Consider the following 20,667-nt stretch of genomic DNA (forward strand, 5'->3'; position numbering starts at 1 on the left):
GCCGGCAGCAGATACGGATATCGACGCATGCTGGGGCCCGCCGGGACCGCCGTCCAATACCTGCCCGGTCTGATCAGGCTGCCCGCCAGGTATACCTCCAGCTCACTCGCGGGCGGTGACCTGAGGCCCGTACTGCTCGATGCAGAAGCGCGACAGCCCCGCGGCGAACGCCTCGATGCTGCGCAGCGCATAGTGGCCGGCGTCCCACGCGGCGTGCAGATGGATCTGCAGCGGCTCGCCCGCGCCGTCGAGGATCAGCAGCGGGTGAAGGTCGAAGCGGGGATCGTCGGAGACCACCGCAATTCCGTGGCCCGAGGCCGCCATCGCCTGTGCGACGTGCGGGGTGTCGCATTCCAGCACGATGTCGTACGAGGCGTCGGCGTCCTGCACAGCGTGGTCCAGGATGCGTCGGGTGCCGTGCGCCGGGGTGAGGACGATCAGGGGCGCCGCGGCGAGTTCCCCGATCGTGACGCCGTCCCGGTCCGCCCAGGCGTGGTCAGCCCGCACATAGGCCCACAGCGGCAGGCGCGCCACGGGCAGCCCGGCGAAACGGCGTCTCGGAGGCGCCGAGGAAATGGCGATGTCGGCGCCCCTCCCCAGGGCCTGGTACGCACGAGCCGGGCTTTCCGCCTGCACCGTGACGAGCGGATCCTCCGGTCCCCAGGTGGCCAGGAACGGCGCGATCACGTCGGTGATGGTGGTGGGCGGCGCAGCCACGGTGATCCGCATGGCGCGCCCGGACGCCAGCGCTCCGACTGCGGCCTCGGCGGCGTCGGCTCGGGCGACCAGATCTCGGGCCAACGGAAGGAAGCGCCGGCCGGCGGCGGTCAGGACCAGCTGCTTGCCGCCGCGATCGAAGAGCGTCATGCCCAACGACGCCTCCAGGCCGCGCAGTTGGCGCGACAGCGAGGGCTGGGCGACGCGGACCTCCTCGGCGGCCTTGGTGACGGAACCGGTCTCCACGATGGTCAGGAAGTAGCGCAGCACTCGCAGGTCCATGGCAATGGCCTCTCGGAAGACGGCGGAGGCAGAACACTTGCATGCCTCAAAGGCATGCAAGTCAGCCCTAGGAAGTATTTGAAACTATAGGTGACGGGCCCCACGCTTTTCTCACCTTCGCTCCCGCCGCCCGGAGCCCACGCCCTCGGCGGCTGAACCACCGCCGACTGCTCCCGCCAGAAACCTCCCTTCGATTGGCTGGTGTTCCCCGCATGGCCCGCCCCCTGCCTCTGATCCTCGCCCAGGCGCCCGGCCGCCCGGCCGACGACCTCGCAGGCTTCACCTCCGACGTGGAGCGGCGCGTGAAGCTGCGCGCACCAGGCGCCCTCGTCGTCTACCCCGAGCTGCACCTCGGCGAGACCACCCCAGGCGTTCCGTCCTCGCCGGAGAAGGCCGCCGAGCCGCTCGGCTGCAAACGGGACGCTGCCCTCGCCGAACTCGCGGGCGACCTGGGCATCTGGCTGGTGCCCGGCAGCGCCTACGAACGCGGCGCCGACGGCCGCGTCCACAACACGGCACCCGTCTACTCGCCGCAGGGAGAACGCCTCGCCGCGTACCGCAAGATCTGCCCGTGGCGCCCCTACGAGACGACCGCACCCGGCAACCGGTTCGAAGTCGTCGACCTCGCGGGGATCGGCCGTATCGGACTGTCCATCTGCTACGACACCTGGTTCCCGGAGGTCTCCCGCCATCTGGCGTGGCTGGGCGCCGAGTTGATCGTCAACGTGGTGCGCACCTCGACGAGCGACCGCACGCAGGAAGTCGTCCTCAACCGCGCCAACGCCATCGCCAACCAGGTCTTCGTCGCCAGCGTCAACTCCGCCGCCCCGTCCGGGATCGGCCGCAGCCTCGTCATCGATCCACAGGGCACGGTGCGCACCGAAACCGTCGACGCCGGCGACACCACCCTCACCGACGTGATCGACCTCGACGAGGTCGGCAACGTCCGCCGCTACGGCACTGCGGGCCTCAACCGCGTCTGGGACCAGTTCCGCCCCGGTGACGCGCCCCTCGAACTCCCGCTGTACGGGGGCCGTATCGACCCCGCCACCTGGAACCCCACAGCTTGTAACCCCGTCCCCACCACCGAGGAGCCACCACGATGAGCAGCGAGCCCCGGAACACCATGAGACTGAAGGGCGACCTGAGCCTCTTCTCCGTCGTCCTCTTCGGCCTGGCCTACATCTCCCCCGGCATCGTCGTCACCATCTTCGGCGTGGTCGCCGCCACCAGCGGTGGCGCGGCCCCGACGGCGTTCGCCGTCGCCACCGTCGCGATGCTGCTCACCGGTCTGAGTTACGCGAAGATGGCGCGCGCCGTGCCCGGTTCGGGATCCGTGTACACCTACGCCCGCAGAATGCTCGACGGCCGCATCGGCTTCCTGTCCGGCTGGGCGATGCTGCTCGACTACTTCTTCATCCCGATGGTTGGCTGGCTCATCACCGCGATCTACTTCAACGCCCAGTTTCCTGACGTGCCCAAGTGGGTCTGGCTGATCGTCTCGGTGGCCCTGACCACCGGCATCAATGCTTTCGGCATGAAACTCGCAGACCGCGTCAACAAGGTCCTGATGTTCATCGCGGTCGGCTCGCTGGTCCTCTTCGCCACCCTGTGCGTCGTCTTCCTCGGCAAGCACGGCTCGTCCGCCCCGGTCACCGACTCCCTCTGGAACGCCGGCACTTCGATCGGCGCCATCACCGCGGCCGCGGCCATCGCCGCGTATTCCTTCCTCGGCTTCGACGCCGTCTCCACGCTCGGCGAGGAAGCCAGGGGCGGGGCGCGGACGATCGGCCGAGGCATCATCGGGTGCGTCATCGCCGCTGGCGCGATCTTCATCGTGCTGTCCTTCGTGATGCAACTCGTCCACCCGGGCGCGCAGTTCGCCGACGTCGACGCAGCCGCCTACCACCTGAAGGTGCAGGTCGGCGGCGAGACGTACGCCGAGATCATCAACTTCGTCACCATCGCCGGGTCCATCGCCTCCTGCATCGCCCTGCAGGCGTCCGCCGCCCGCCTCATGTACGTCATGGGACGCGACGGCGTACTGCCCAAGGCCGTCTTCGGCAGGCTGTCGGCGAAGACCGGCACCCCGGTCAGCAACCTGCTGTTGACCGCGGCCGCCGGTGTCCTAGCGATGAAGCTCGACCTGACCACGGCCACCTCGTTCATCAACTTCGGCGCTTTTCTCGGCTTCGCCGTGGTCAACATCTGCGTGATCGCCCACCTGGTCCGCGAGCGCCGGCGAGGCCGCCGCCTGGGCCTGTTCTCGTACCTGGTGATGCCGGTCATCGGCGGCGCCGTCTCCGTCTATCTGCTCACGCAGCTCGGTGACGTCGCGCTCCAGATCGGCGGCGTATGGTTGGCGATCGGCGTTGTCTATCTGGCCGTTCTGACCAAGGGCTTCCGCCGGCCCGCACCGGAGATGACCTTCGACGACGACACCGCGGCCACGGACAGAGCCACCAGATAGCTCACCTCGCCGCCGCACCCCCTGTCTTTCAGTCGACGCCTGGAGCTGACGACGCCCCGTCAGGTGGACGGGGCGTCGCCAGCGTGAGGATCAGACGCGGGTTCCAGGACACTGCCACCAGGTGCGCTGATCCCATCGACGAAAACGGCGAGGTTGCGCACGGAGGTCTCAGTGCCTGCCTCGAATCCTTTTCTGGCAGGGCAGGCGCCGTGGTTGCTGCTGATCAGCGCCGCGATCGCCTGGGCTGCCAGGTAGGGAACGATGTTCCAGCGATCAGCCACATGTGCCTCCGGCTGGGCATCCACGGCGAACCCGAGCACGTCGCGCACTGCTCGAAAGGAAGTTCTCGATATCAAAGGTAAAAGGGATCACGCGCCGAGCACCGCCGGAGGATTCACAGCGCCTCAGCCGCTCCGATCCCAGCGCGGGTGCGGTCCAACACGCGTCAAAACTCCTTCCCGAGAGGAGTGCCACCCACGAGCGGATCGTCAGCAGTCAGTGTCGCCCGCTCGCTGGAGCGGACGTGGTCGCGCATGGCGAACTCGGCGCCGAAACCGTCCTTCTCCTTGATCATTTCCAGCACGTGCCGGTGTTCCGATAGCGAGGCGCCGAGCCGTCCCGGGCGAGTCAGTGATGCCGACACGAAACGGTGGTAGGCGAGCTGATTCATCAGCTTCCGGTAGTGCGTGTCCAGCTGCGTGCTGTCGGCGCCGCGCACCAACAGCTCGTGGAACTCGTGGACCAGGCCGGCATAGCCCTCGGCGTCCTCCTTGACGACGGCGTGGCCAGAACGTTCGATGTTGTCCTCAAGCTCGTCCAAGATCGGAACCGAGCCCCGGGACGCGAGCAGCCGCGCCGCCATCCCTTCAAGCATCTCCTTGAGCTCGAACAGTTCCACGACCTCGCGACGACTCGGCCGGCGGACGAAAGTACCGACCCGTGGCCGGATTTCAACCAAGCCCTCGATCTGGAGCTGCTTGAGCGCTTCACGAACCGGGGTCCGAGAGACGTCGTACTCGATGGCCAGCGCCGTTTCCGACAGTGGCTCACCCGGCAGGTGGCGACCTTCAATGATGCCGCTGCGAACTCCTGCGACAACGCGTTCTTGCGCTCCACCGCGGCCGGACCGGACACCCTGCTGTTGCATGCAAGTAAAGGTAGGTCGGCCCGGATCTGTTTGCAACAGAATGCCGCGACCTCTTGCCGTTCAGAACCGATTAAGTCCAGGTCTAGGCCGAATACTGCTCGCGTAGCCTCATCGGTTGAGCACAGATCTGGGTATTGACCGTCGCTGCTGTTGCATGCCACGGTTCCTTCCAACACGGCTGCCTGCCCCTGCTGGCACAACGCACTTCCACTGTTCTTTCAGGCCAGTTCACGGAGACAACGATGTCTGATTCACCTACCGCGTCGCCGGAACACCGGCGACCCGGGCCCGTCCTGCTCGTCTCGCTCACCCTGGCGGTCGCAATCGCCGTGTGGGGCACCGCCGCCGGTGACTCGCTGTCCCGGGTGGGCTCGGCCGCGCTCGACGGCATCACCCGCAGCTTCGGCTGGGCCTACCTGCTGGTCTCGCTCGGGTTCCTGATCTTCCTGGTGTTCCTCGCCTGCAGCCGCTATGGGCGGTTGCGGCTCGGCCGCGACGACGAACGTCCCGCCTTCCGCAGGCTCACCTGGTACGCGATGATCCTGTCCGCGGTGATGGGCATCGGCTTGATCTCCTACGGAGTCGCCGAACCGATCACCCACCTCGCCGAGCCACCGCACGGCATGGCCGCGCCGATGACGCCGGCCGCCGCGGTCACGGCGATGCAGTTCTCCTTCTTCGACTGGGGACTGCACGCCTGGGGCATCTTCGCCGTCGTCGGCCTCGCCATGTCCTGGTCGATGTTCCGGCGCGGACGCCCCGGCCTGGTCAGCGCCCTGTTCCGGCCGCTGCTCGGCAAGCGCACCGAAGGACCCGTGGGTGGCGCGATCGACGTGTTCGCGGTCCTGGCGACGCTGTTCGGCACCACCACCTCCCTCGGACTCGGGGCGATGCAGATCAACGGTGGGTTCACCGCCCTGTTCGGCATCCCCGACTCCCCACCCGTGCAGTTCGCGATCATCGGCGTGATCACCCTGCTGTTCACCGCCTCCGCCCTGACCGGCGTCGCGCGCGGCATCCGGTTCCTCTCTGAGACCAGCATGGGACTGGGCGCGCTGCTGTTCGCGTTCGTGCTCGTCGTCGGCCCCACCCTGTACCTGGTGGACCTCTACGTGCAGACCATCGGCCGTTACGTCAGCGAGCTCGTATCAGCCAGCCTGATCACCCCGGCCAGCGGCGATCTGGACTTCATGCAGTCCTGGACCTACTTCATGCTCGCCTGGTGGCTGTCCTGGGCGGCGTTCGTGGGGGTGTTCCTGGCGCGCATCTCGCGCGGCCGCACGATCCGCGAGTTCGTCACCGGTGTGCTCGTCGTGCCCAGCGCGGTGTTCTCCATCTGGTTCACCGCCTTCGGCGGCACCGCGATCCACAGCGACCTCGCCGGCAGCACCCGCATCGCGGTGGCGGCCGCAGCCGATGAGAACTCGGCGTTCTTCGCCACCCTCCAGTCCCTCCCGCTGCCCACGCTGACCTCGATCGTCACGATCGTGCTCGTCGTGCTGTTCTTCGTCTCCGGCGCCGACGCCAACACCTTCGTGCTCGGCATGCTCACCAGCCGGGGGTCCGAGCAACCTCCGCAGTGGATCCTCGCGCTGTGGGGCGTGGTCACCGGCGCCGCCGCCATCGCCCTGCTCGCCGCGGGCGGCCTGGAATCCCTGCAGCAGATGGTGATCGTCACCTCCGCACCCTTCCTGCTCATCCTCATCGGCGTCGCCATCGGCTTCTGGAAGGACCTCAGGACGGAGTTCGTCCCACATGACCCTTCCCTGATCGAGGGCGCTGTGACATCCACAGCCGCCCACAGCACAGTCGCACTGCCTGCGTCGGCGAACTCCGTCGGCTCCAGCGACAGCGAGCGACTCGACGGCCCTGTCCCCGCATCACTCCCGGCTGAACCGAGGAACTGACCCGCCCCTGACCGACGCCGGGGTCCGGCGCCAACCAATTTCGCTACGAGGCAAAGCAGCTCTGTCGGGCACGGCTCCAAGACCGTGCCCGACAGAGTCGCGAGCGGCGACGGCGCCATGCTCCGCAGGCGACGATTGCTGCGGCACGGCAGTGGAGAACGGCCGATGTGAGATGCACCCCGTGGCGCAGGAGCTGCAATTTCGGGCGCCATTCGAGTAAATTGGACGCATGAGCTCACACCTCGACCCAACAGGTTTTCGACGGGTCTCTCAGCGCATTTCCGCGATCGGCGAGTCGGTCACTCTCGCCGTGGATGCCAAGGCGAAGGCGATGCGAGCTGCCGGAGAGTCGGTTGTGGTTTTCGGCGCTGGCGAACCGGACTTCCCCACTCCCGATTACATCGTCGAAGCCGCTGTTCGGGCGTGCCGCGAGCCGCGTTTTCACCGCTACTCCCCCGCGGCTGGACTTCCCGAGCTCCGCGAAGCGATCGCGGAGAAGACCAAGCGGGACTCGGGATTCCAGGTCGAGCCGTCGCAGGTCCTCGTCACCAATGGTGGCAAGCAAGCGATTTACGAGGCGTTTGCCGCCATCGTGGATCCCGGCGACGAAGTGATCGTCCCGGCTCCCTACTGGACGACGTATCCGGAGTCGATCGCCCTTGCCGGTGGTGTCCCGGTCAATGTGACCGCGGACGAGTCGACCGGGTACCGCGTTTCCGTCGAACAACTCGAGGCTGCCCGAACGGATCGCACGAAGGTCTTGTTGTTCGTCTCTCCGAACAACCCCACGGGCTCGGTCTATTCACGCGATGAGATGGAGGCGATCGGGCGCTGGGCCGCCGATCATGGGCTTTGGGTCGTGACAGACGAGATCTATGAGCACCTCGTCTATGGGGCGGCCGAGTTCCACTCGCTGCCGGTGGTCGTTCCGGAGATCGCGGATCGGTGCATCGTCATCAACGGCGTGGCGAAGACCTTTGCCATGACGGGCTGGCGCGTGGGATGGATGATCGGGCCTACCGATGTCGTCAAGGCAGCTGCGAACTTGCAGTCGCACACCACGTCCAACGTGTCCAACGTGGCTCAGGCCGCAGCACTGACCGCGGTATCCGGCGACCTGTCCGCGGTCGCTGAGATGAAGTCGGCGTTCGATACCCGCCGACAGACCATCGTGCGCATGTTGAACGAGATCGACGGGGTCGTGTGCCCCGAGCCGGAGGGAGCCTTCTACGCCTATCCTTCGGTGAAGTCACTGCTGGGCAGGGACTTCGGTGGTGTCCGTCCGAGCACGACGGTCGAGCTCGCCGAACTGCTGCTGGACAAGGCCGGCGTGGCCCTCGTCCCGGGAGAGGCATTCGGGACTCCCGGATATCTCCGCCTGTCCTACGCACTCGGACTTGACGACCTCACCACAGGCGTGTCCCGCATCGCCGAGTTCGTCTCCGGCGCGTGAGCGAGCACCCCGGAAGCCTTGAGACACGACCGGTCGCGAGGCTTCCGGTCTCCACTCATGCTTGCGCGACCCGAACATCGTCCAGACCCCAGCGATATCTGGACTGGACAACGCGAAGCCCGCATCCCGAACGAGATGCGGGATTCGACGGCCGTCAGCCCTGAGCGACAACCCCGACCTCATACGGCACCTGGTCGTACGACCTCGCCGCAGCGAGATCCACGTCCTGCCACTCCGCCTCAGCAGTCGCGATCTGACCTTCGGCCTGGAGGTCAGCCAGGATCCAGTCCGCTACCGGGGACAGATCACTGGTACGCGAAGCGCACGACCGCGCCTCACCGCGCAGGTACACCACCACGCCCTCGCCCTGAGCTGCGAATCGGCGCATCGCGTCGTCGAGCTCACGCCCGCACCCGCACGCCTGGCTACGCAGAACGTCACCAACGAGGCATTCGTGGTGAACGTGCACCGGAGTGGTCGTGCTGACCCGGTGCTCTTCCCCGGCGATGAGTGCCAGGTGCTCGGCGTGGTCTCGTCCCGAATAGCCAACAACGTGAAATCGTCCGTGCTCGGTAGGAAGCGAGGTCGACACCACTCGTTGCACGAGCGGTTCCGTGCTCTGCCGGTAGCGGACGAGATCATCGATGGAGAGCATGACGAGGCCATGCTCGGCGGCGAAGCGCTCCAGTTCCGGGCCGCGCGCCATGGCGCCAATCTGTTCGGTGGAGACGATCTCGCAGAGCGCACCTGCCGGATGCAGCCCTGCCATGCGCGCGAGGTCGACCGCGGCTTCGGTATGTCCTCGTCGAGCGAGCACGCCGTCTTCCTGGGCGCGTAGCGGAACGACGTGTCCTGGTCGCTGGAAATCGTCCGCGGCCATCGCCGGATCAGCCAGGCTCGCGATCGTCCGAGCGCGTGCTCTGGCAGAGATTCCGGTGCCGTTGTCGCAGCGATCGACAGCGACGCAGTAGGCCGTTCGATACGGATCGTCGTTGTCGTGGTGCATCGGTGGCAGGTCCAGCCGTGCGCAGTCCGAACCGGTCAGGGCAACGCAGATGAACCCCGATGTGTGCCGCACCATGAACGCCAGGAGCTCCGGAGTTGCTCGCTCTGCGGCGAAGATGAGGTCGCCCTCGTTCTCGCGGTCGAAATCGTCGACCACGATCACCGGGCGTCCTTCGGCGATCGCCGACAATGCCGCCTGAACACGGACAACGCTGCGATCAGGGAGAAACGACGTCATCAGAGGATCCATTCAGATTGCTGTGAGACTGACCCGCCAGGCGAACTCGCGCATCGCCCGACGGTGGTCGGGCGATGCGCGGACGCGGTAGCGACTCGTGCTACTGGAACGCTGGCACCACTTCGTCGATGAAACGCTTCAGAGAGGCGCGCTTGTCCTCGTGGGACATGCTGTTGTCGGTCCAGAAGCTGAACTCGTCAATGCCGAGCGCCTCGTACTCCTTGAGCCTGGTGATGACCTCCGCAGGAGTGCCGATCATCGCGGTGCGGTGCAACGATTCCGGCTCGAACTCCGGCCGGTCGGCGAACTTCGACTTCGGACTCGGCTCGAGGAACCCGTTCGTGGGCACGGTCTTGTTACCGAACCACGCGTCGAAGGTGCGGTAGAACTTCGAGATCGCCTCAGCTGCAGGGCGCCAGCCCTCGGGCTCATCCGGCGAGTGCACGTAGGTGTGGCGCAGCACCATGATCTCCGGCTCGGCCACTTCCGGGTGGTTGGCGACGGCGTTGTCGAACTTCTCCTTGAGGGCGGCGACCTCCTCGTAGCCCTTCATCAGCGGAGTGACCATCACGTTGCAGCCCTGCTCCACCGCGAAGTCATGCGATGCGGGGTCGCGCGCCGCGATCCACATCGGCGGCGTGGGCTGCTGGACCGGCTTCGGAACGCTGGTCGCGGTCGGGAACTGCCAGATCTCACCGTCGTGGGCGTAGTCGCCCTGCCACAGCGCCCGCACCGCAGGGACGAGCTCTCGGAGGTGGGTAGCACCGTCGGTGGCCTTGGTGCCGGGGACCATGCGGTCGAACTCGACCTGGTAGGCGCCGCGGGCCAACCCGACCTCCGCCCGCCCATTGCTGATGACGTCGAGAAGCGCCGACTCACCCGCCGCGCGAATGGGGTTCCAGAAGGGCGCGATCAGCGTTCCCGCGCCGAGGCGGATCGTGCTGGTCTTGGCCGCGAGGTAGGAGAGCACCGGGTAGGGGTTCGGCGAGATCGTGTATTCCATGGCGTGGTGTTCGCCGACCCAGACGGTGCCGAATCCGCCGGCCTCGGCCATCAGCGCCAGCTCTGCGAGGTTTTCGAACTGCTCGCGGTGGGTGGTCTGCTCGTCCCAGCGTTCCATGTGGGCGAAGAGGGAAAACCTCATTGTTCATCCTCCGGTGGTGTTTCAAACGTCTCCGCGATGGTGCGATCCCCCGTGGCCCAGTGCGTTCTGGGAACCTCGCGCACGATGACGCGGATGTGTTCGGGTCGCGTGCCGACGGTGGCGAGCACCGCCTCGTGCACGGCGGTCATCATCGAGCGGATCTGCTCCTCCGAACGTCCCTGTGCAAGAGTCACTTCGACGAGCGGCATCTCAGCTCCGCATCACGAACGGGTCCGGAACGGGACCTTCGTCGGTGTTGATCCAGACGCTCTTGAGCCTGGTGTATTCCTTGATGGTCTCGGCGCCGTGCTCAACCCCGACGCCGCTGCTCTTGAAGCCCTCGCGGGGCGACATCGGCGACATCGCTCGGTAGGTGTTGACCCAGACGGTGCCGGCGTCGAGCCGATCGGCCATCCGGTGCGCACGGGCGAGATTCGTGGTCCACACACCGGCGGCGAGCCCGTACTCGGTGTCGTTGGCGAGCGCGACGACCTCGTCCTCGGTGTCGAAGGGCATGATCGCCGCGACGGGGCCGAAGATCTCCTCGCGCACGACCCGCATCCCGTTGTCGACGTCGACCAGGACGGTCGGCTCGTAGAAGAAGCCGCCCATGCCACCATCACTGGCCTGACCACCGGTGAGCACACGCGCGCCCTCGCTGCGGCCGAGCTCGACATAGGACGCGACCTTGTCCCGCTGGTCCTCGAACGCGAGGGGGCCGAGTTCGGTGTCGTCGGCGAGCGGGTCGCCCACGCGGATGCTGCGGGCCCGTTCGGCCACCCGCTCGAGCAATTCGTCGTAGACCGACCGATGAGCGAACACCCTGCTTCCGGCGATGCACGTCTGACCGGCGGCCGCGAAGATCCCGGCTACCACCCCGGTGGCGGCGTTCGCGACGTTGGCGTCGTCGAACACGATGTTCGGCGACTTGCCGCCCAGTTCGAGCGTCGAGCCGATGAACCGGCCTGCCGTGGCGGACGCGATCCGCGAGCCGGTCGCGGTGCTGCCGGTGAAGGAGATCTTCGCCAGACCCGGGTGGTCGACAAGGGGCTGCCCGGCCTCCGCGCCGAAGCCGGTGACGACGTTCACCGCCCCCGGTGGAAATCCGGCCTCGATGGCGAGTTCGGCCAGACGCAGGACCGTGGCCGAGGTGTACTCGGACGGCTTGATCACGACCGTGTTCCCCACGCACAACGCCGGGGCGAGCTTGCTGCTGGTGAGCGTGAGCGGGGAGTTCCACGGTGTGATGGCGCCAATCACGCCCAGCGGCTCGCGCATCGTGTAGTTGATGACGCGACGATCGGAGGTGGGGATGACATCGCCCTGAATCTTGTCCGCGAGACCGGCGTAATAGTAGTAGTACTCGGGCAGCGTCGCGAGCTGACCGCGCATCTCCCGCAACAGTTTTCCGTTGTCGAGGCTCTCAGAACGGGCTAGTTCCTCAGCGTTCTCGCCGATCAGGTCGCCGAGCCGACGCAGCAAGTGGCCGCGGCGGGTCTGGCTGAGCGCCTGCCACCGAGGATCCTCGAAGGCGGCGCGGGCAGATCGGACGGCGGACTCTACGTCGCGGGCGTCGCCACGCGCCGCTTCGTACACGGTCTCGCCCGTGGCGGGGTTGGTGCTGGTGAAGTACTCCCCCGAGTGCGATGGTGTCGGCTCACCGCCGATGAAGTGGTGAAGCCGTCGGATCTCAGACATGGGCATACCTTCTGAGGAAGTCGGACACGCTGGTGCCGAGTTCGCGGGGTTTCTGGATGGGAAGCATGTGCCGGGCGCCCTGGATCACCGCTGCGGTGCAGTCCGGGATCGCCCGCGCCAGGCGGTGGGTCATCTCCGGCGTGGAGCCCGGGTCGAGCTCACCGGTAACCGCCAGCGACGGAACGCGGATCTCACGCAGGTGCGGGGCGATCTCAGCGTCTCCCGTCGCGAACACCCGGTAGCAGTGCACGAAGCTGTCCGGATCGTTGGCCGACAGGATTGCCTCGGTCGCGCGGATCCACTCCGGCGACACGTCGGTGCCGTCGTACCAGCGGTGCAGGGAGGCCGCGGTGCTGGCAGCGAGATCCTGCGTGGCCGAGTCCAAACGGCGCAGCACCGCTGCGCGCTCGTCCTCGGTGCGCTGGCAGACGGAACTGACCGAGGTCAACGTGGCGACCAGCTCCGGGCGGTGCACCGCGAGGTGCTGCGCCACGAGTGCACCGAGCGAGAAGCCCACCACGTGCGAGCCGGGCGGGATCTCGTCGACGACCCCATCTGCCAGATCGGCGAGGGTTGTGCCGGCCAACGCCGGCGGCCGCGTGCCGTGACCTGGCAGGTCAGGCGCGACGATCCGGAAGTCGGCCCGGAGCAGCCCGGCGACGGGCTCCCACACGGTGTGGTCCAGCCCCACCCCGTGCAGGAGGACGAGTGTCGGCGCCGCCATGGGTGACTACTGCTCGGTCTTCAGCGAGGCGAGACGCTGCTGCGGGCGACCCTGTGAGGCAGCGGCGAGCGCCACGACGATCTCATCGGCGTGCGGCGCATCGGCGATGCGCACCTCGACGGTCTGGTGGTGCGACCGGATCGTCGCGTCGGTGATGTGCTTGAGCGGGATGTCGAAGACGACCCCGGCGGGGGCGCGCTTCTCCACCGCGGGCAGCAAGGTCGTGGCGTTGGCCGCCTTGCGGAAGTGGTCGCCGAACTTCAGCGTGTGGATCAGCGCCGAGCCGTGCTCGACCTCGCCGCCCAACCCCACGATGGCCGCCTTGCCATAGGCCTCTGCCGGCTCTCCCAACGCGGCCAACACGCGGGGTGCCAGCAGGGCACCCAGGTCCGAGGCGTTCGCATCGATGCCGGGCGCGAGGTCCTCGACGAAACCCTGCCCGTTCCACGGGTTCTCGATGATGGCGGCCACGACAGCCACGCGGGCCGCGGGCTCGACCGGGCGGCCGCCCTCCGCCTGGGTCTCCTCGACCACGGTGACGATCTTGCGCAGGTTCATGACAGGGAACTCTCCAGCTTCTGTGCGGTGACGGCGGGGTCGGTGGTGCGATCCCCGATTCGAGGATGCGGGCGGGGACCGGTCGAGGCAGCGGCGATGATGACCAGCTCGTCGGACCGCGGCGCATCCGGGATGCGAGCGGTCACGGTCTGGTAGTGACTCCTGGTCGCCGCGTGGGTCTTGTGCCACAGCGGAACGACCAACGTCGTGCCCGCCTCCGCGCGGGCGTCGGCGAAGCAGATGATCGACTCGCCGTCGAGGAACTCGCGCATCAAGTTGCCGAAGTACGGGGTGTGGATCAGTGCACCCCCGTGTTCGATCTCGCCGGCGTTGCCGACCACCGCGGCCTTCCCGAAGGCCTCGATGGCATCGACGCTGCCGAGGGTCTCGATCAGGTGGCCTGTCAGGACACGTGCCAGGCCCGGTGCGACCCCCAGCACCTCGGGCGAGAGGTCTCGCGATGGGCCCGTACCCAGCCACGGATTCCGCAGCACCGCCGCGACGCTGGCCTGAGCAGCAGGGGCCGCCGGCCGCTCGCCGGCTTCTGTGACGACCTCCTCCCGGTAGACGACCACCTTGCGTAGGTCGAGCTCATCGACCTTCAATCCCTCTTGCATGCCACAGAAGGTAGCTTTCGCCGGCCCAACGGTCAATAACCGGAGACATCACCGGACACCCACGGAGTCACCTCAAGGGCGGGCTGAGCGGCCTATTTGCGACATAAATCCAGGTAGATTGATCGGCGTAGGGCGCCAGCGATGGGGCCGTGGGGCCCACCATCAGCCCACCCGTTGACATACAAGTGTGGTCCGGCCTACTTTCTCTTGCATGCCACAGGCGTGGTCTCGGAGACGGAACCCGAGCACCGGCACTCCGCCCCCCCTGCCATGCCACAGGGCCTGTCGCCCCCTAGGGCCACGACGACGTCGAGCCTCCGAAAACACGAGCGCAATCTCGCCCGCACCCACGCGACCACCGAACCGAAAGGAGACATCGCATGTCCGACGCCGACGCGCGACGGAAACGGATCCAGCGCGCCTGGGAAGCCGCATGGGACCGCGGCGACGTCGACGCTCTCGACGACCTGCTCAGCCCCGACTACCGCAGGCACGAGAGCGCCGGGGCAGTGCACAGCCTCGACCAGTTCAAGGCGTCCATCCTGTCGACCCGGTCCGCGTTCCCAGACCTGACGACCGTCATCGACGAGATCATCATCGAAGACGACCGCGTCGCCATCCGCTGGCACAGCACCGGTGCGCACGAACACCCGTTTCTCGGCGTGCCGGCAACCCACCGTTCAGTCGCGGTCAACGGGGTCAACTTCGCCCTGTTCGACGGCGACCTGATCGTCGAGGAGTCCGTGACCTGGGATCCGCGCGCCCTGCTCACCGCGCTCGGCATCATCTCCGTCGGCCAGGACGGGTGAGCACCATGACCACCAGCACGAGGAACACCACGATGACCATCCCCGACCTGGACCTGATGAAGCAGGTCAACCGCCAGTTCGTCAGCGGCGTCACCGTCGTCACCGCACTCGATGACGACACGCCCCGAGGACTCGCGGTGAACGCCTTCTCCAGCATCTCGCTCGAACCGCCGACGGTCATGGTCGCCGTACAGCACACGTCCTCCACGCACGACTGCCTGTTCCGGACCGACCACCTCGCGATCAACATCCTCTCCACCGCGCAGGGCGACGTGGTGAAGACCTTCGCCACCAAATCCGCGGACAAGTTCGCCGACCTGGACTGGAGCCCGGGCCCCCACGGCAGCCCGCTGATCACAAGCAGCGCTGCACAGATGGAGGTGGAGATCCGCGAGCGCCTGCGGGCCAGCACGCACACCGTGTTCATCTGTCGTGTGGAGCACGCCACGGTCACGGACCTCCCTCCCATGGTCTACAGCGCGGGTAAGTTCTTCGACGGAAGTGCGCTCGACCCCCTCGCATGACCCCGGGGGCTTCGGTCCGAGTCGGCAGGCTTGAAGAGGAGACGTGCAGTGGGCGGCAACAACGGTGCGAGCACGGGTTCAATCCAGGCCCGGCTGATCGCCGAGATTCGGCGCCGGATCATCGACGGCGAGGTGCAGCCTGGGATGAGCTTGTCCGAGCTGGCGCTCGCGGAGGAGTTCGACGTCAGCCGGACACCCGTGCGCGAGACCTTCAAGCAGCTCCAGACCGAGGGACTCGTCGAGATCCGGCCCCGGGTGGGCACCTTCGTGACCGCCCCCTCACGGCGCGAGATCACCGAGCTGTTCGAGATGAAGGAGCTCCTCGAAGGCGCTGCCGCCAGGCTGCTGGCTCAACGCGGACGTGTGCCCGAGCTGGACCAACTGGAGGAGAACCTGAGGCAGGCCGACATCGCCGTCTCCGCAGACGACCGGCAACGCTACGCCGAGCTCGTCGAGGAATTCCACGAACTCATCATCGTGGGTGCCGACAACCGCAAACTCGAAGGTCATTACCGCACCTTGATGAACCAGCTGGCCTATTCCCGCCTCGTCACCACCTCACTGAGCCAGCCCGGTCGCCCCAGCCAGTCAGACCGCGAACATCACAACGTCGTCGAGCTGATCATGTCCAAGGATGGCGACAGCGCCGAGCAAGTCATGCGAGAACACGTCCGAGCCAGCCGACGAGCACTCCTCGCAGGACTCCGAACCTGACCATGCCACGACCGGCCCCTGCTGAGCCGCCGACCAAGCTGACGCACAACCGATCACCACATCTAGGCACCTCACGTCCAGCCGGTGGTCGCCAGCCTCTTCGGAACGACCATCCAACCGAGCCGCGCAGCTCGACAATCCGAATGGAACCCGTGGGACACGCCTCTGCGGCCCACCGGCTGGGCGCTCGGTGGATGCGCCAAAACCCGTTCAGGGACAGGCCGGGACACCCCGCAACACCCGCCCCCGACCCAGCCCCCTCCACGTTTACGCAGCTCACCGGGCAACCCTGCCTGCCCCTACACGGTGTCCCAATTGAGCTTGTACCGGGACACCTGGGACAGCAAAAAGCCCCTGCTTCAACCGTTCTCGGGAAGCTGAAGGCGGGTGAATAGTGTGCAAGTCCGTCCGCGGACACTACCGGTCTCGCACGCGTCGACACACACCTGATCACGAGCACATGAAGACGTCCGATTGATGCCCTGGTCCGCCGCAATGCCCGCGGCGGACCAGGGCTTCACGTCGTCACAGAGCGCCAGACCCACAGCCTGGTCGATGACGGCCACGACATCGCGTTCCATTTCCAACGCGGACCACATGCCGAGAACACCGAAGCCAACATCAAGGACCATCAGGACCGACGAACACCCGCCGACGCACTTGACCGCGTGGCTCCACGCCGGTCAAATGGGTCTCGTTGGTCCCCAGCGGTCAAGAAGACGACCAACTCGCGATCACCGATGATCCACACCGATCCAGCGGCTCACGCGTGCGTCGTTGCCGGGATCGGGGCTCAGCAGAGTGGCGAAGTCTCTGATCAGGGAAGTGAATCCGGTCATTTCGGGGCAGGAGCCGATCGCGGCGTCGCGGCGTTCTCGCTGGTGGGCTGCAAGCCTGTCGGGGTGGGCCAGCAGGTTGCGGGTCAGGCGGTGTGGCGAGATCGCGGGTCGGTCGGATTCGACGCGGCCCTGGGTGATGTAGCGATAGAGCGAGCAGCCGCTGGACGGACACAGCCGGTTCTTCGGCTCGGCGCTGGCGGAGGTAGTCGCGGAACGGATCGACCAGGGTCGGCCGGTATTGCGGGGCCCGCACGAGGCGTTCGGGCTCCCGGATGCGCGCGTAGCGCTTGACCGTGTTCAGCGCCAGGTTCAACCTGCGGGAGACCTCGAGGAGCCCGACACCGTGATCGAGCAGATCATGAACCTGTCGCCAGCGTTCCCGGGTCGTTGCGGCACGCTTTCCAGCATGCGGCGGCGGGCCCGGTCTTGCCCCAGCACATGCTGTGGGCGGCAACTCCCTTGAGAACGGCTTCGGCCAGCCGGTGCCGGTTCTGCTCCGCCCGACGGGCCGAGGGGCACGGGAAGCCGTCGCGGTTCAGTCCGTTGGCGATCGCTCGGTCGCCCCTGCCGCTGAGGTACTCGGCGAAGATCCAGCGCACCACGTCAACGACCTCGTTGTCGATCGCGAGCACCTTCAGCCGGTACCCGTCAGCCGCGCGGGACGGGTTCGGGTGAGGCCCGGCATCGACGACCTTGTAGCCGTACGGCGCTCGACCGCCCTGGTGACGTCCTTCGTTCAACACCTGCGCACCACACAACGACACCCATCATCAGAAACTAGGCATCAACGCATCAACGTCATGTGTGCCCTGGGGAAACACCTTCGATCTCACGCCGGCGGAACAGCCCGGACCTAGGTCACCGTGCTCGATGACGGGATTTCGGTCAGTCTCGGGGTGTGACGGTCGAGGATGACGACTCGGGGCAGGACGGGCGGGTGCTCGCCCTGTCCGACGGTGTTTTCGCGATCGCGGCCACCCTGCTCGCCCTCGACATCCGCGTTCCGGAAGGGCTGAACACGAGCAGCTTGCACGACGCTCTGCGCGGACTCGCCCCCGACCTGGCCGGATATGCGATCGCGTTCCTGGTCATCGGCGTGCTGTGGCTGGGACACCGCGCGTTGTTCACCGACATCCGGCGCATCGTCCCCTCCGTCGCAGCGGTGAACATGGCGCTGCTGGGCTTCGTCGCACTGCTGCCGTTCCCCTCGTCGCTGCTGGCCAACTACGGCAACGAATCGGTGGCGGTGATCAGCTACGCCGCCAACGTCGCCGCGATCGCAGCACTGCAGCTGGTCATCGTCACCATCGCCCGTCACACCGGCAGCTTCCGCGCCGAGACTAAGGCACTGTCGGCCTACGCACCCTCCGCGGTGACGATCGCCGTCTTCGTCGCGTCCATGCCCGTAGCCCTGGTGTCTCCCACGTGGGCGCCGGCCTGCTGGCTCCTGCTGATCCCCGCCCACGCGACCATCCACCGCATCGAGAACCGCAGAGCCCGAGATCATCGGGAGCCCTAGCTGTACTGCTGGCGCCCTTGCCCGGCACTTCTGAAGTGCCGGCTCACCGACGCGTAGCGAGATGGTCGAGGAAGGCAGCGGCCGGTTGCGGGCGGGCCAGCAGGTATCCCTGGTATTGGTCGACTTCCAGACTCTGTAGCACCTGGTGCTGTTCGTGGGTTTCGACTCCTTCGGCGACGCAGATGCGGTCCATGGCGTGGGTCATGGTGACGATCGCGCGCGCGATCGCGTGATCGACCTGGTCCGTGTCGATCTTTGCCACGAATGTGCGGTCGAGTTTGAGGATGTGGACCGGGAGCTGTTTGAGTCGGGACAGCGTGGAATAACCAGTGCCGAAATCATCGAGGGCAAAGCGCACCCCGAGCTTGGCGAGGTCGGTCATGGCCTGATGCGTTTGCGGACTGAGGTCCACCAGAGCCGTTTCGACGACTTCGAGCACGACCCGGTCAAACGCCAACCCAGAATCAGTGATGATCTCTGTGACCACATCGAGGAAGGAGGGGTCGCCAGGAAGAAGCCCACCGAGGTTCACCGCGACAGAAGGGGGTGCGCCATCGCACGATGGCCATCGGGACGCTTCCGCCAACGCGGTTCGCAGCACCCATTGGTCGAGTTCGCGCATCAGGTCGCCTTGCTCGGCAGCCGCGAGAATCACCCCGGGCCCCAGTTCGCCCCGCTCGGGATGCGGCCAGCGCAGCAACGCTTCACCGGCCACGATCGCGCCGTCGCGGCCGACGATCGGCTGGTAGTGCAAGGTCAGCGCGTCGCTGTGAATGGCTTGGCGCAATTCGCCTTCGAGTTGCAGTTGTCCTTCTGCAGCGGAGACGATCTCACTGTCGGCCAACGAGATGCGACCGGGACCGCGACTTTTCGCGTGGAACATGGCGACATCGGCGTAGCGCAAGAGGTCCTGCCCGGTCATGGAACCGGTCAACAGAGCCCCACCAGTGGAGGCGGAGACACTGACCATTTGATCACGAATGGGGACCATGATGCGCAGTGCTTCGGAGATGCGCCGGGTCAACGCTTGGAGTCCGCCGACCGCGTCGAGGTCTGCGGTGATGACGAGGAACTCGTCGCCGGAGAGTCGCCCGACCGTGCACTCCGGTGGTACGGATGCGGAAAGCTGACGGGCCAGAGCGATCAGGAGTTCGTCACCTGCTTCGTGACCGAGCGAGTCGTTGATTCGCTTGAAGTTGTCGATGTCGCAGAACACGAGTCCGAGCTGCTTCGATTCACCCGAGGTCAGCCAGGTGAGGATCTCGTTCATCCCGCGGCGGTTGAGCAGCCCCGTCAAATCGTCGTGGGTGGCCTGCTCGTGAAGCGCCTGTTCAGCCCTGCGCTGGGCGGTGATGTCGTGCATGAGGACCTGGAAGGCCGGATGACCGTTCCACTCGGTGCGCACTGAGACCGACTCGATGAGCACGGTGTCGCCGTCCACGCAGCGCAACCGCACCTCGGTCGGCTCGGAGGCCATCCCCGGTTCGGTCAAGCCGGCCACCCGCCGGCGCAAGTCGCCCAGCGACGGCTCGGCGACGAACTCGCTGATGGGGTGCCCGAGCAGTTGCTCATCGGACTCGGCCCGCACCAGTCGCACCGTTGCAGGGTTGACATAGGTGAGCAGGCCGTTCTGATGCACGCAGATCGCATCGGGACTCAGCTCAGCCAGCAAACGGTACCGATCGGCCAGGACGGCCAGTTGCCGAACTTCCTCTCCGCCGGGGTGTGCGTCCGTGGCGATACCGATGAGTTCCTCTGGATGCCGCTGGCCTGTCGGGCGCGCTCGGATGCAAAGCCTGTGGTGCACCCCGTGGTGATCCTCGAACGGCTGCTCGAGTTCGAATTCGCGCCACGCGGATGCCGTCGCGGCGGAAACGATCACCGGCTCCAGCAATTCCCGCAGCCGGGCCCGCAATGACTCCGCACTCGCGTCCGGGATGGACAAGAGTTGGCCGAGCCCGTCACCGAACCATGTGAGCGTGTCGTCAGCGAAGCGATAGCGCCACGCCACGGCCCCGTGAATGGCGAGCGTCAGGTCCAGCATGGCGCGGTCCATCCGCGAACCGGACATGACCACGCCTCGGTCGACCTCTTCCTGCTCCGGCGACATCCGCTCCCCTCCGACGCTGATGACCTGCGGAAACTATCTCCTCAGAGTGCCGCACACCAGCACGGCAATACTACTATTCGTATTTCCCAACAGGTACTCCAAAGCATCTAACTAGTCCATTCGAGTTATTCTTAAGCTCGCAGCGTCACCGTCTGTAGCATTTCGCGCCTGAGTAGCGACACTCTCGGGTGA

The 20,667-nt window shown here is 66.6% G+C and carries 20 protein-coding genes; 8 read left to right on the forward strand and 12 right to left on the reverse strand.

Annotated features, from left to right (window positions below):
• Positions 1–102: 102 nt before the first annotated feature.
• Positions 103–999: a LysR family transcriptional regulator gene (locus tag AB0J78_RS08780; RefSeq protein WP_363788104.1), complete on the reverse strand. Its 897-nt coding sequence runs from the start codon at positions 997–999 to the stop codon at positions 103–105.
• Positions 1,000–1,211: 212 nt separating this feature from the next.
• On the opposite strand from AB0J78_RS08780, the gene AB0J78_RS08785 reads away from it, so the two are divergent.
• Both AB0J78_RS08785 and AB0J78_RS08790 read left to right on the forward strand, forming a co-directional pair.
• Positions 1,212–2,105, forward strand: coding sequence for a carbon-nitrogen hydrolase family protein (locus AB0J78_RS08785; protein ID WP_363788105.1), 894 nt, complete (start codon positions 1,212–1,214; stop codon positions 2,103–2,105).
• Positions 2,102–3,469: an APC family permease gene (locus AB0J78_RS08790; RefSeq protein ID WP_363788106.1), complete on the forward strand. Its 1,368-nt coding sequence runs from the start codon at positions 2,102–2,104 to the stop codon at positions 3,467–3,469. The genes AB0J78_RS08785 and AB0J78_RS08790 overlap by 4 nt, the downstream gene beginning before the upstream one ends.
• Before the next feature lie 59 nt (positions 3,470–3,528).
• Here AB0J78_RS08790 and AB0J78_RS08795 read toward each other — a convergent pair whose 3' ends face one another.
• Both AB0J78_RS08795 and AB0J78_RS08800 read right to left on the reverse strand, forming a co-directional pair.
• Positions 3,529–3,798, reverse strand: coding sequence for a hypothetical protein (locus AB0J78_RS08795; RefSeq protein ID WP_363788107.1), 270 nt, complete (start codon positions 3,796–3,798; stop codon positions 3,529–3,531).
• A 116-nt stretch (positions 3,799–3,914) separates the two neighbouring features.
• Positions 3,915–4,616: a GntR family transcriptional regulator gene (locus AB0J78_RS08800; RefSeq protein ID WP_363788108.1), complete on the reverse strand. Its 702-nt coding sequence runs from the start codon at positions 4,614–4,616 to the stop codon at positions 3,915–3,917.
• 242 nt (positions 4,617–4,858) lie between these two features.
• Here AB0J78_RS08800 and AB0J78_RS08805 point away from each other — a divergent pair, with 242 nt between their 5' ends.
• Together AB0J78_RS08805 and AB0J78_RS08810 are read left to right on the forward strand one after the other, a co-directional pair.
• Positions 4,859–6,523 (forward strand): BCCT family transporter, encoded by a 1,665-nt coding sequence (locus tag AB0J78_RS08805; RefSeq protein ID WP_363788109.1) that lies wholly within the window; start codon positions 4,859–4,861, stop codon positions 6,521–6,523.
• A 229-nt stretch (positions 6,524–6,752) separates the two neighbouring features.
• Positions 6,753–7,976, forward strand: coding sequence for a pyridoxal phosphate-dependent aminotransferase (locus tag AB0J78_RS08810; protein WP_363788110.1), 1,224 nt, complete (start codon positions 6,753–6,755; stop codon positions 7,974–7,976).
• 154 nt (positions 7,977–8,130) lie between these two features.
• Here AB0J78_RS08810 and ribB read toward each other — a convergent pair whose 3' ends face one another.
• From ribB to AB0J78_RS08845, 7 genes are all read right to left on the reverse strand, one after another.
• Entirely contained in the window at positions 8,131–9,219 is a 1,089-nt protein-coding gene (gene ribB / locus AB0J78_RS08815; RefSeq protein WP_363788111.1) for a 3,4-dihydroxy-2-butanone-4-phosphate synthase, read from the reverse strand.
• A 100-nt stretch (positions 9,220–9,319) separates the two neighbouring features.
• Positions 9,320–10,363 carry an LLM class flavin-dependent oxidoreductase gene (locus AB0J78_RS08820; RefSeq protein WP_363788112.1) on the reverse strand — a complete coding sequence of 348 codons (1,044 nt, stop codon included), beginning with the start codon at positions 10,361–10,363 and terminating at the stop codon, positions 9,320–9,322.
• Positions 10,360–10,572 carry a tautomerase family protein gene (locus tag AB0J78_RS08825; RefSeq protein ID WP_363788113.1) on the reverse strand — a complete coding sequence of 71 codons (213 nt, stop codon included), beginning with the start codon at positions 10,570–10,572 and terminating at the stop codon, positions 10,360–10,362. The genes AB0J78_RS08820 and AB0J78_RS08825 overlap by 4 nt, the downstream gene beginning before the upstream one ends.
• Position 10,573: 1 nt before the next feature.
• Positions 10,574–12,061 (reverse strand): aldehyde dehydrogenase, encoded by a 1,488-nt coding sequence (locus AB0J78_RS08830; protein WP_363788114.1) that lies wholly within the window; start codon positions 12,059–12,061, stop codon positions 10,574–10,576.
• Entirely contained in the window at positions 12,054–12,785 is a 732-nt protein-coding gene (locus AB0J78_RS08835) for an alpha/beta hydrolase (RefSeq protein WP_363788115.1), read from the reverse strand. The genes AB0J78_RS08830 and AB0J78_RS08835 overlap by 8 nt, the downstream gene beginning before the upstream one ends.
• 6 nt (positions 12,786–12,791) lie before the next feature.
• The gene (locus tag AB0J78_RS08840; RefSeq protein ID WP_363788116.1) at positions 12,792–13,343 is read right to left on the reverse strand and encodes an amino acid synthesis family protein; all 552 of its coding nucleotides are present in this window, start codon (positions 13,341–13,343) and stop codon (positions 12,792–12,794) included.
• Entirely contained in the window at positions 13,340–13,960 is a 621-nt protein-coding gene (locus tag AB0J78_RS08845; protein ID WP_363788117.1) for an amino acid synthesis family protein, read from the reverse strand. Before AB0J78_RS08845 ends, AB0J78_RS08840 begins: the two co-directional genes overlap by 4 nt.
• Before the next feature lie 380 nt (positions 13,961–14,340).
• On the opposite strand from AB0J78_RS08845, the gene AB0J78_RS08850 reads away from it, so the two are divergent.
• Genes AB0J78_RS08850 through AB0J78_RS08860 form a run of 3 tightly spaced genes read left to right on the forward strand, consistent with a single transcriptional unit; the run spans position 14,341 to position 16,007 of the window.
• Positions 14,341–14,769, forward strand: coding sequence for an ester cyclase (locus AB0J78_RS08850; protein WP_363788118.1), 429 nt, complete (start codon positions 14,341–14,343; stop codon positions 14,767–14,769).
• A 5-nt stretch (positions 14,770–14,774) separates the two neighbouring features.
• On the forward strand, positions 14,775–15,293 hold the full coding sequence (locus tag AB0J78_RS08855) for a flavin reductase family protein (protein ID WP_363788120.1): 519 nt from the start codon (positions 14,775–14,777) through the stop codon (positions 15,291–15,293).
• A gap of 48 nt (positions 15,294–15,341) precedes the next feature.
• Positions 15,342–16,007, forward strand: coding sequence for a GntR family transcriptional regulator (locus AB0J78_RS08860; protein WP_363788121.1), 666 nt, complete (start codon positions 15,342–15,344; stop codon positions 16,005–16,007).
• 1,195 nt (positions 16,008–17,202) lie between these two features.
• Here AB0J78_RS08860 and AB0J78_RS08865 read toward each other — a convergent pair.
• On the reverse strand, positions 17,203–17,589 hold the full coding sequence (locus tag AB0J78_RS08865; RefSeq protein ID WP_363788122.1) for a recombinase family protein: 387 nt from the start codon (positions 17,587–17,589) through the stop codon (positions 17,203–17,205).
• Between the two features lie 155 nt (positions 17,590–17,744).
• On the opposite strand from AB0J78_RS08865, the gene AB0J78_RS08870 reads away from it, so the two are divergent.
• Positions 17,745–18,365, forward strand: coding sequence for a TMEM175 family protein (locus tag AB0J78_RS08870; RefSeq protein WP_363788123.1), 621 nt, complete (start codon positions 17,745–17,747; stop codon positions 18,363–18,365).
• A gap of 43 nt (positions 18,366–18,408) precedes the next feature.
• Here the strand turns inward: AB0J78_RS08870 and AB0J78_RS08875 are convergent, their stop codons facing one another.
• Positions 18,409–20,475, reverse strand: coding sequence for an EAL domain-containing protein (locus AB0J78_RS08875; RefSeq protein WP_363788124.1), 2,067 nt, complete (start codon positions 20,473–20,475; stop codon positions 18,409–18,411).
• Between the last annotated feature and the right edge of the window lie 192 nt (positions 20,476–20,667).

Source organism: Saccharopolyspora sp. NPDC049426, assembly GCF_040676935.1.
Lineage (GTDB): Bacteria > Actinomycetota > Actinomycetes > Mycobacteriales > Pseudonocardiaceae > Saccharopolyspora.

Excerpts from the sequence above, each read along its gene's own strand:
- AB0J78_RS08780 (WP_363788104.1), bottom strand. The coding sequence starts at position 999 with ATGGACCTGCGAGTGCTGCGCTACTTCCTGACCATCGTGGAGACCGGT.
- AB0J78_RS08830 (WP_363788114.1), bottom strand. The coding sequence starts at position 12,061 with ATGTCTGAGATCCGACGGCTTCACCACTTCATCGGCGGTGAGCCGACA.
- AB0J78_RS08790 (WP_363788106.1), top strand. The coding sequence starts at position 2,102 with ATGAGCAGCGAGCCCCGGAACACCATGAGACTGAAGGGCGACCTGAGC.
- AB0J78_RS08850 (WP_363788118.1), top strand. The coding sequence starts at position 14,341 with ATGTCCGACGCCGACGCGCGACGGAAACGGATCCAGCGCGCCTGGGAA.
- AB0J78_RS08810 (WP_363788110.1), top strand. The coding sequence starts at position 6,753 with ATGAGCTCACACCTCGACCCAACAGGTTTTCGACGGGTCTCTCAGCGC.
- AB0J78_RS08840 (WP_363788116.1), bottom strand. The coding sequence starts at position 13,343 with ATGAACCTGCGCAAGATCGTCACCGTGGTCGAGGAGACCCAGGCGGAG.
- AB0J78_RS08805 (WP_363788109.1), top strand. The coding sequence starts at position 4,859 with ATGTCTGATTCACCTACCGCGTCGCCGGAACACCGGCGACCCGGGCCC.
- AB0J78_RS08820 (WP_363788112.1), bottom strand. The coding sequence starts at position 10,363 with ATGAGGTTTTCCCTCTTCGCCCACATGGAACGCTGGGACGAGCAGACC.
- AB0J78_RS08845 (WP_363788117.1), bottom strand. The coding sequence starts at position 13,960 with ATGCAAGAGGGATTGAAGGTCGATGAGCTCGACCTACGCAAGGTGGTC.
- AB0J78_RS08800 (WP_363788108.1), bottom strand. The coding sequence starts at position 4,616 with ATGCAACAGCAGGGTGTCCGGTCCGGCCGCGGTGGAGCGCAAGAACGC.
- AB0J78_RS08825 (WP_363788113.1), bottom strand. The coding sequence starts at position 10,572 with ATGCCGCTCGTCGAAGTGACTCTTGCACAGGGACGTTCGGAGGAGCAG.
- ribB (WP_363788111.1), bottom strand. The coding sequence starts at position 9,219 with ATGACGTCGTTTCTCCCTGATCGCAGCGTTGTCCGTGTTCAGGCGGCA.
- AB0J78_RS08785 (WP_363788105.1), top strand. The coding sequence starts at position 1,212 with ATGGCCCGCCCCCTGCCTCTGATCCTCGCCCAGGCGCCCGGCCGCCCG.
- AB0J78_RS08855 (WP_363788120.1), top strand. The coding sequence starts at position 14,775 with ATGACCACCAGCACGAGGAACACCACGATGACCATCCCCGACCTGGAC.
- AB0J78_RS08835 (WP_363788115.1), bottom strand. The coding sequence starts at position 12,785 with ATGGCGGCGCCGACACTCGTCCTCCTGCACGGGGTGGGGCTGGACCAC.
- AB0J78_RS08875 (WP_363788124.1), bottom strand. The coding sequence starts at position 20,475 with ATGTCGCCGGAGCAGGAAGAGGTCGACCGAGGCGTGGTCATGTCCGGT.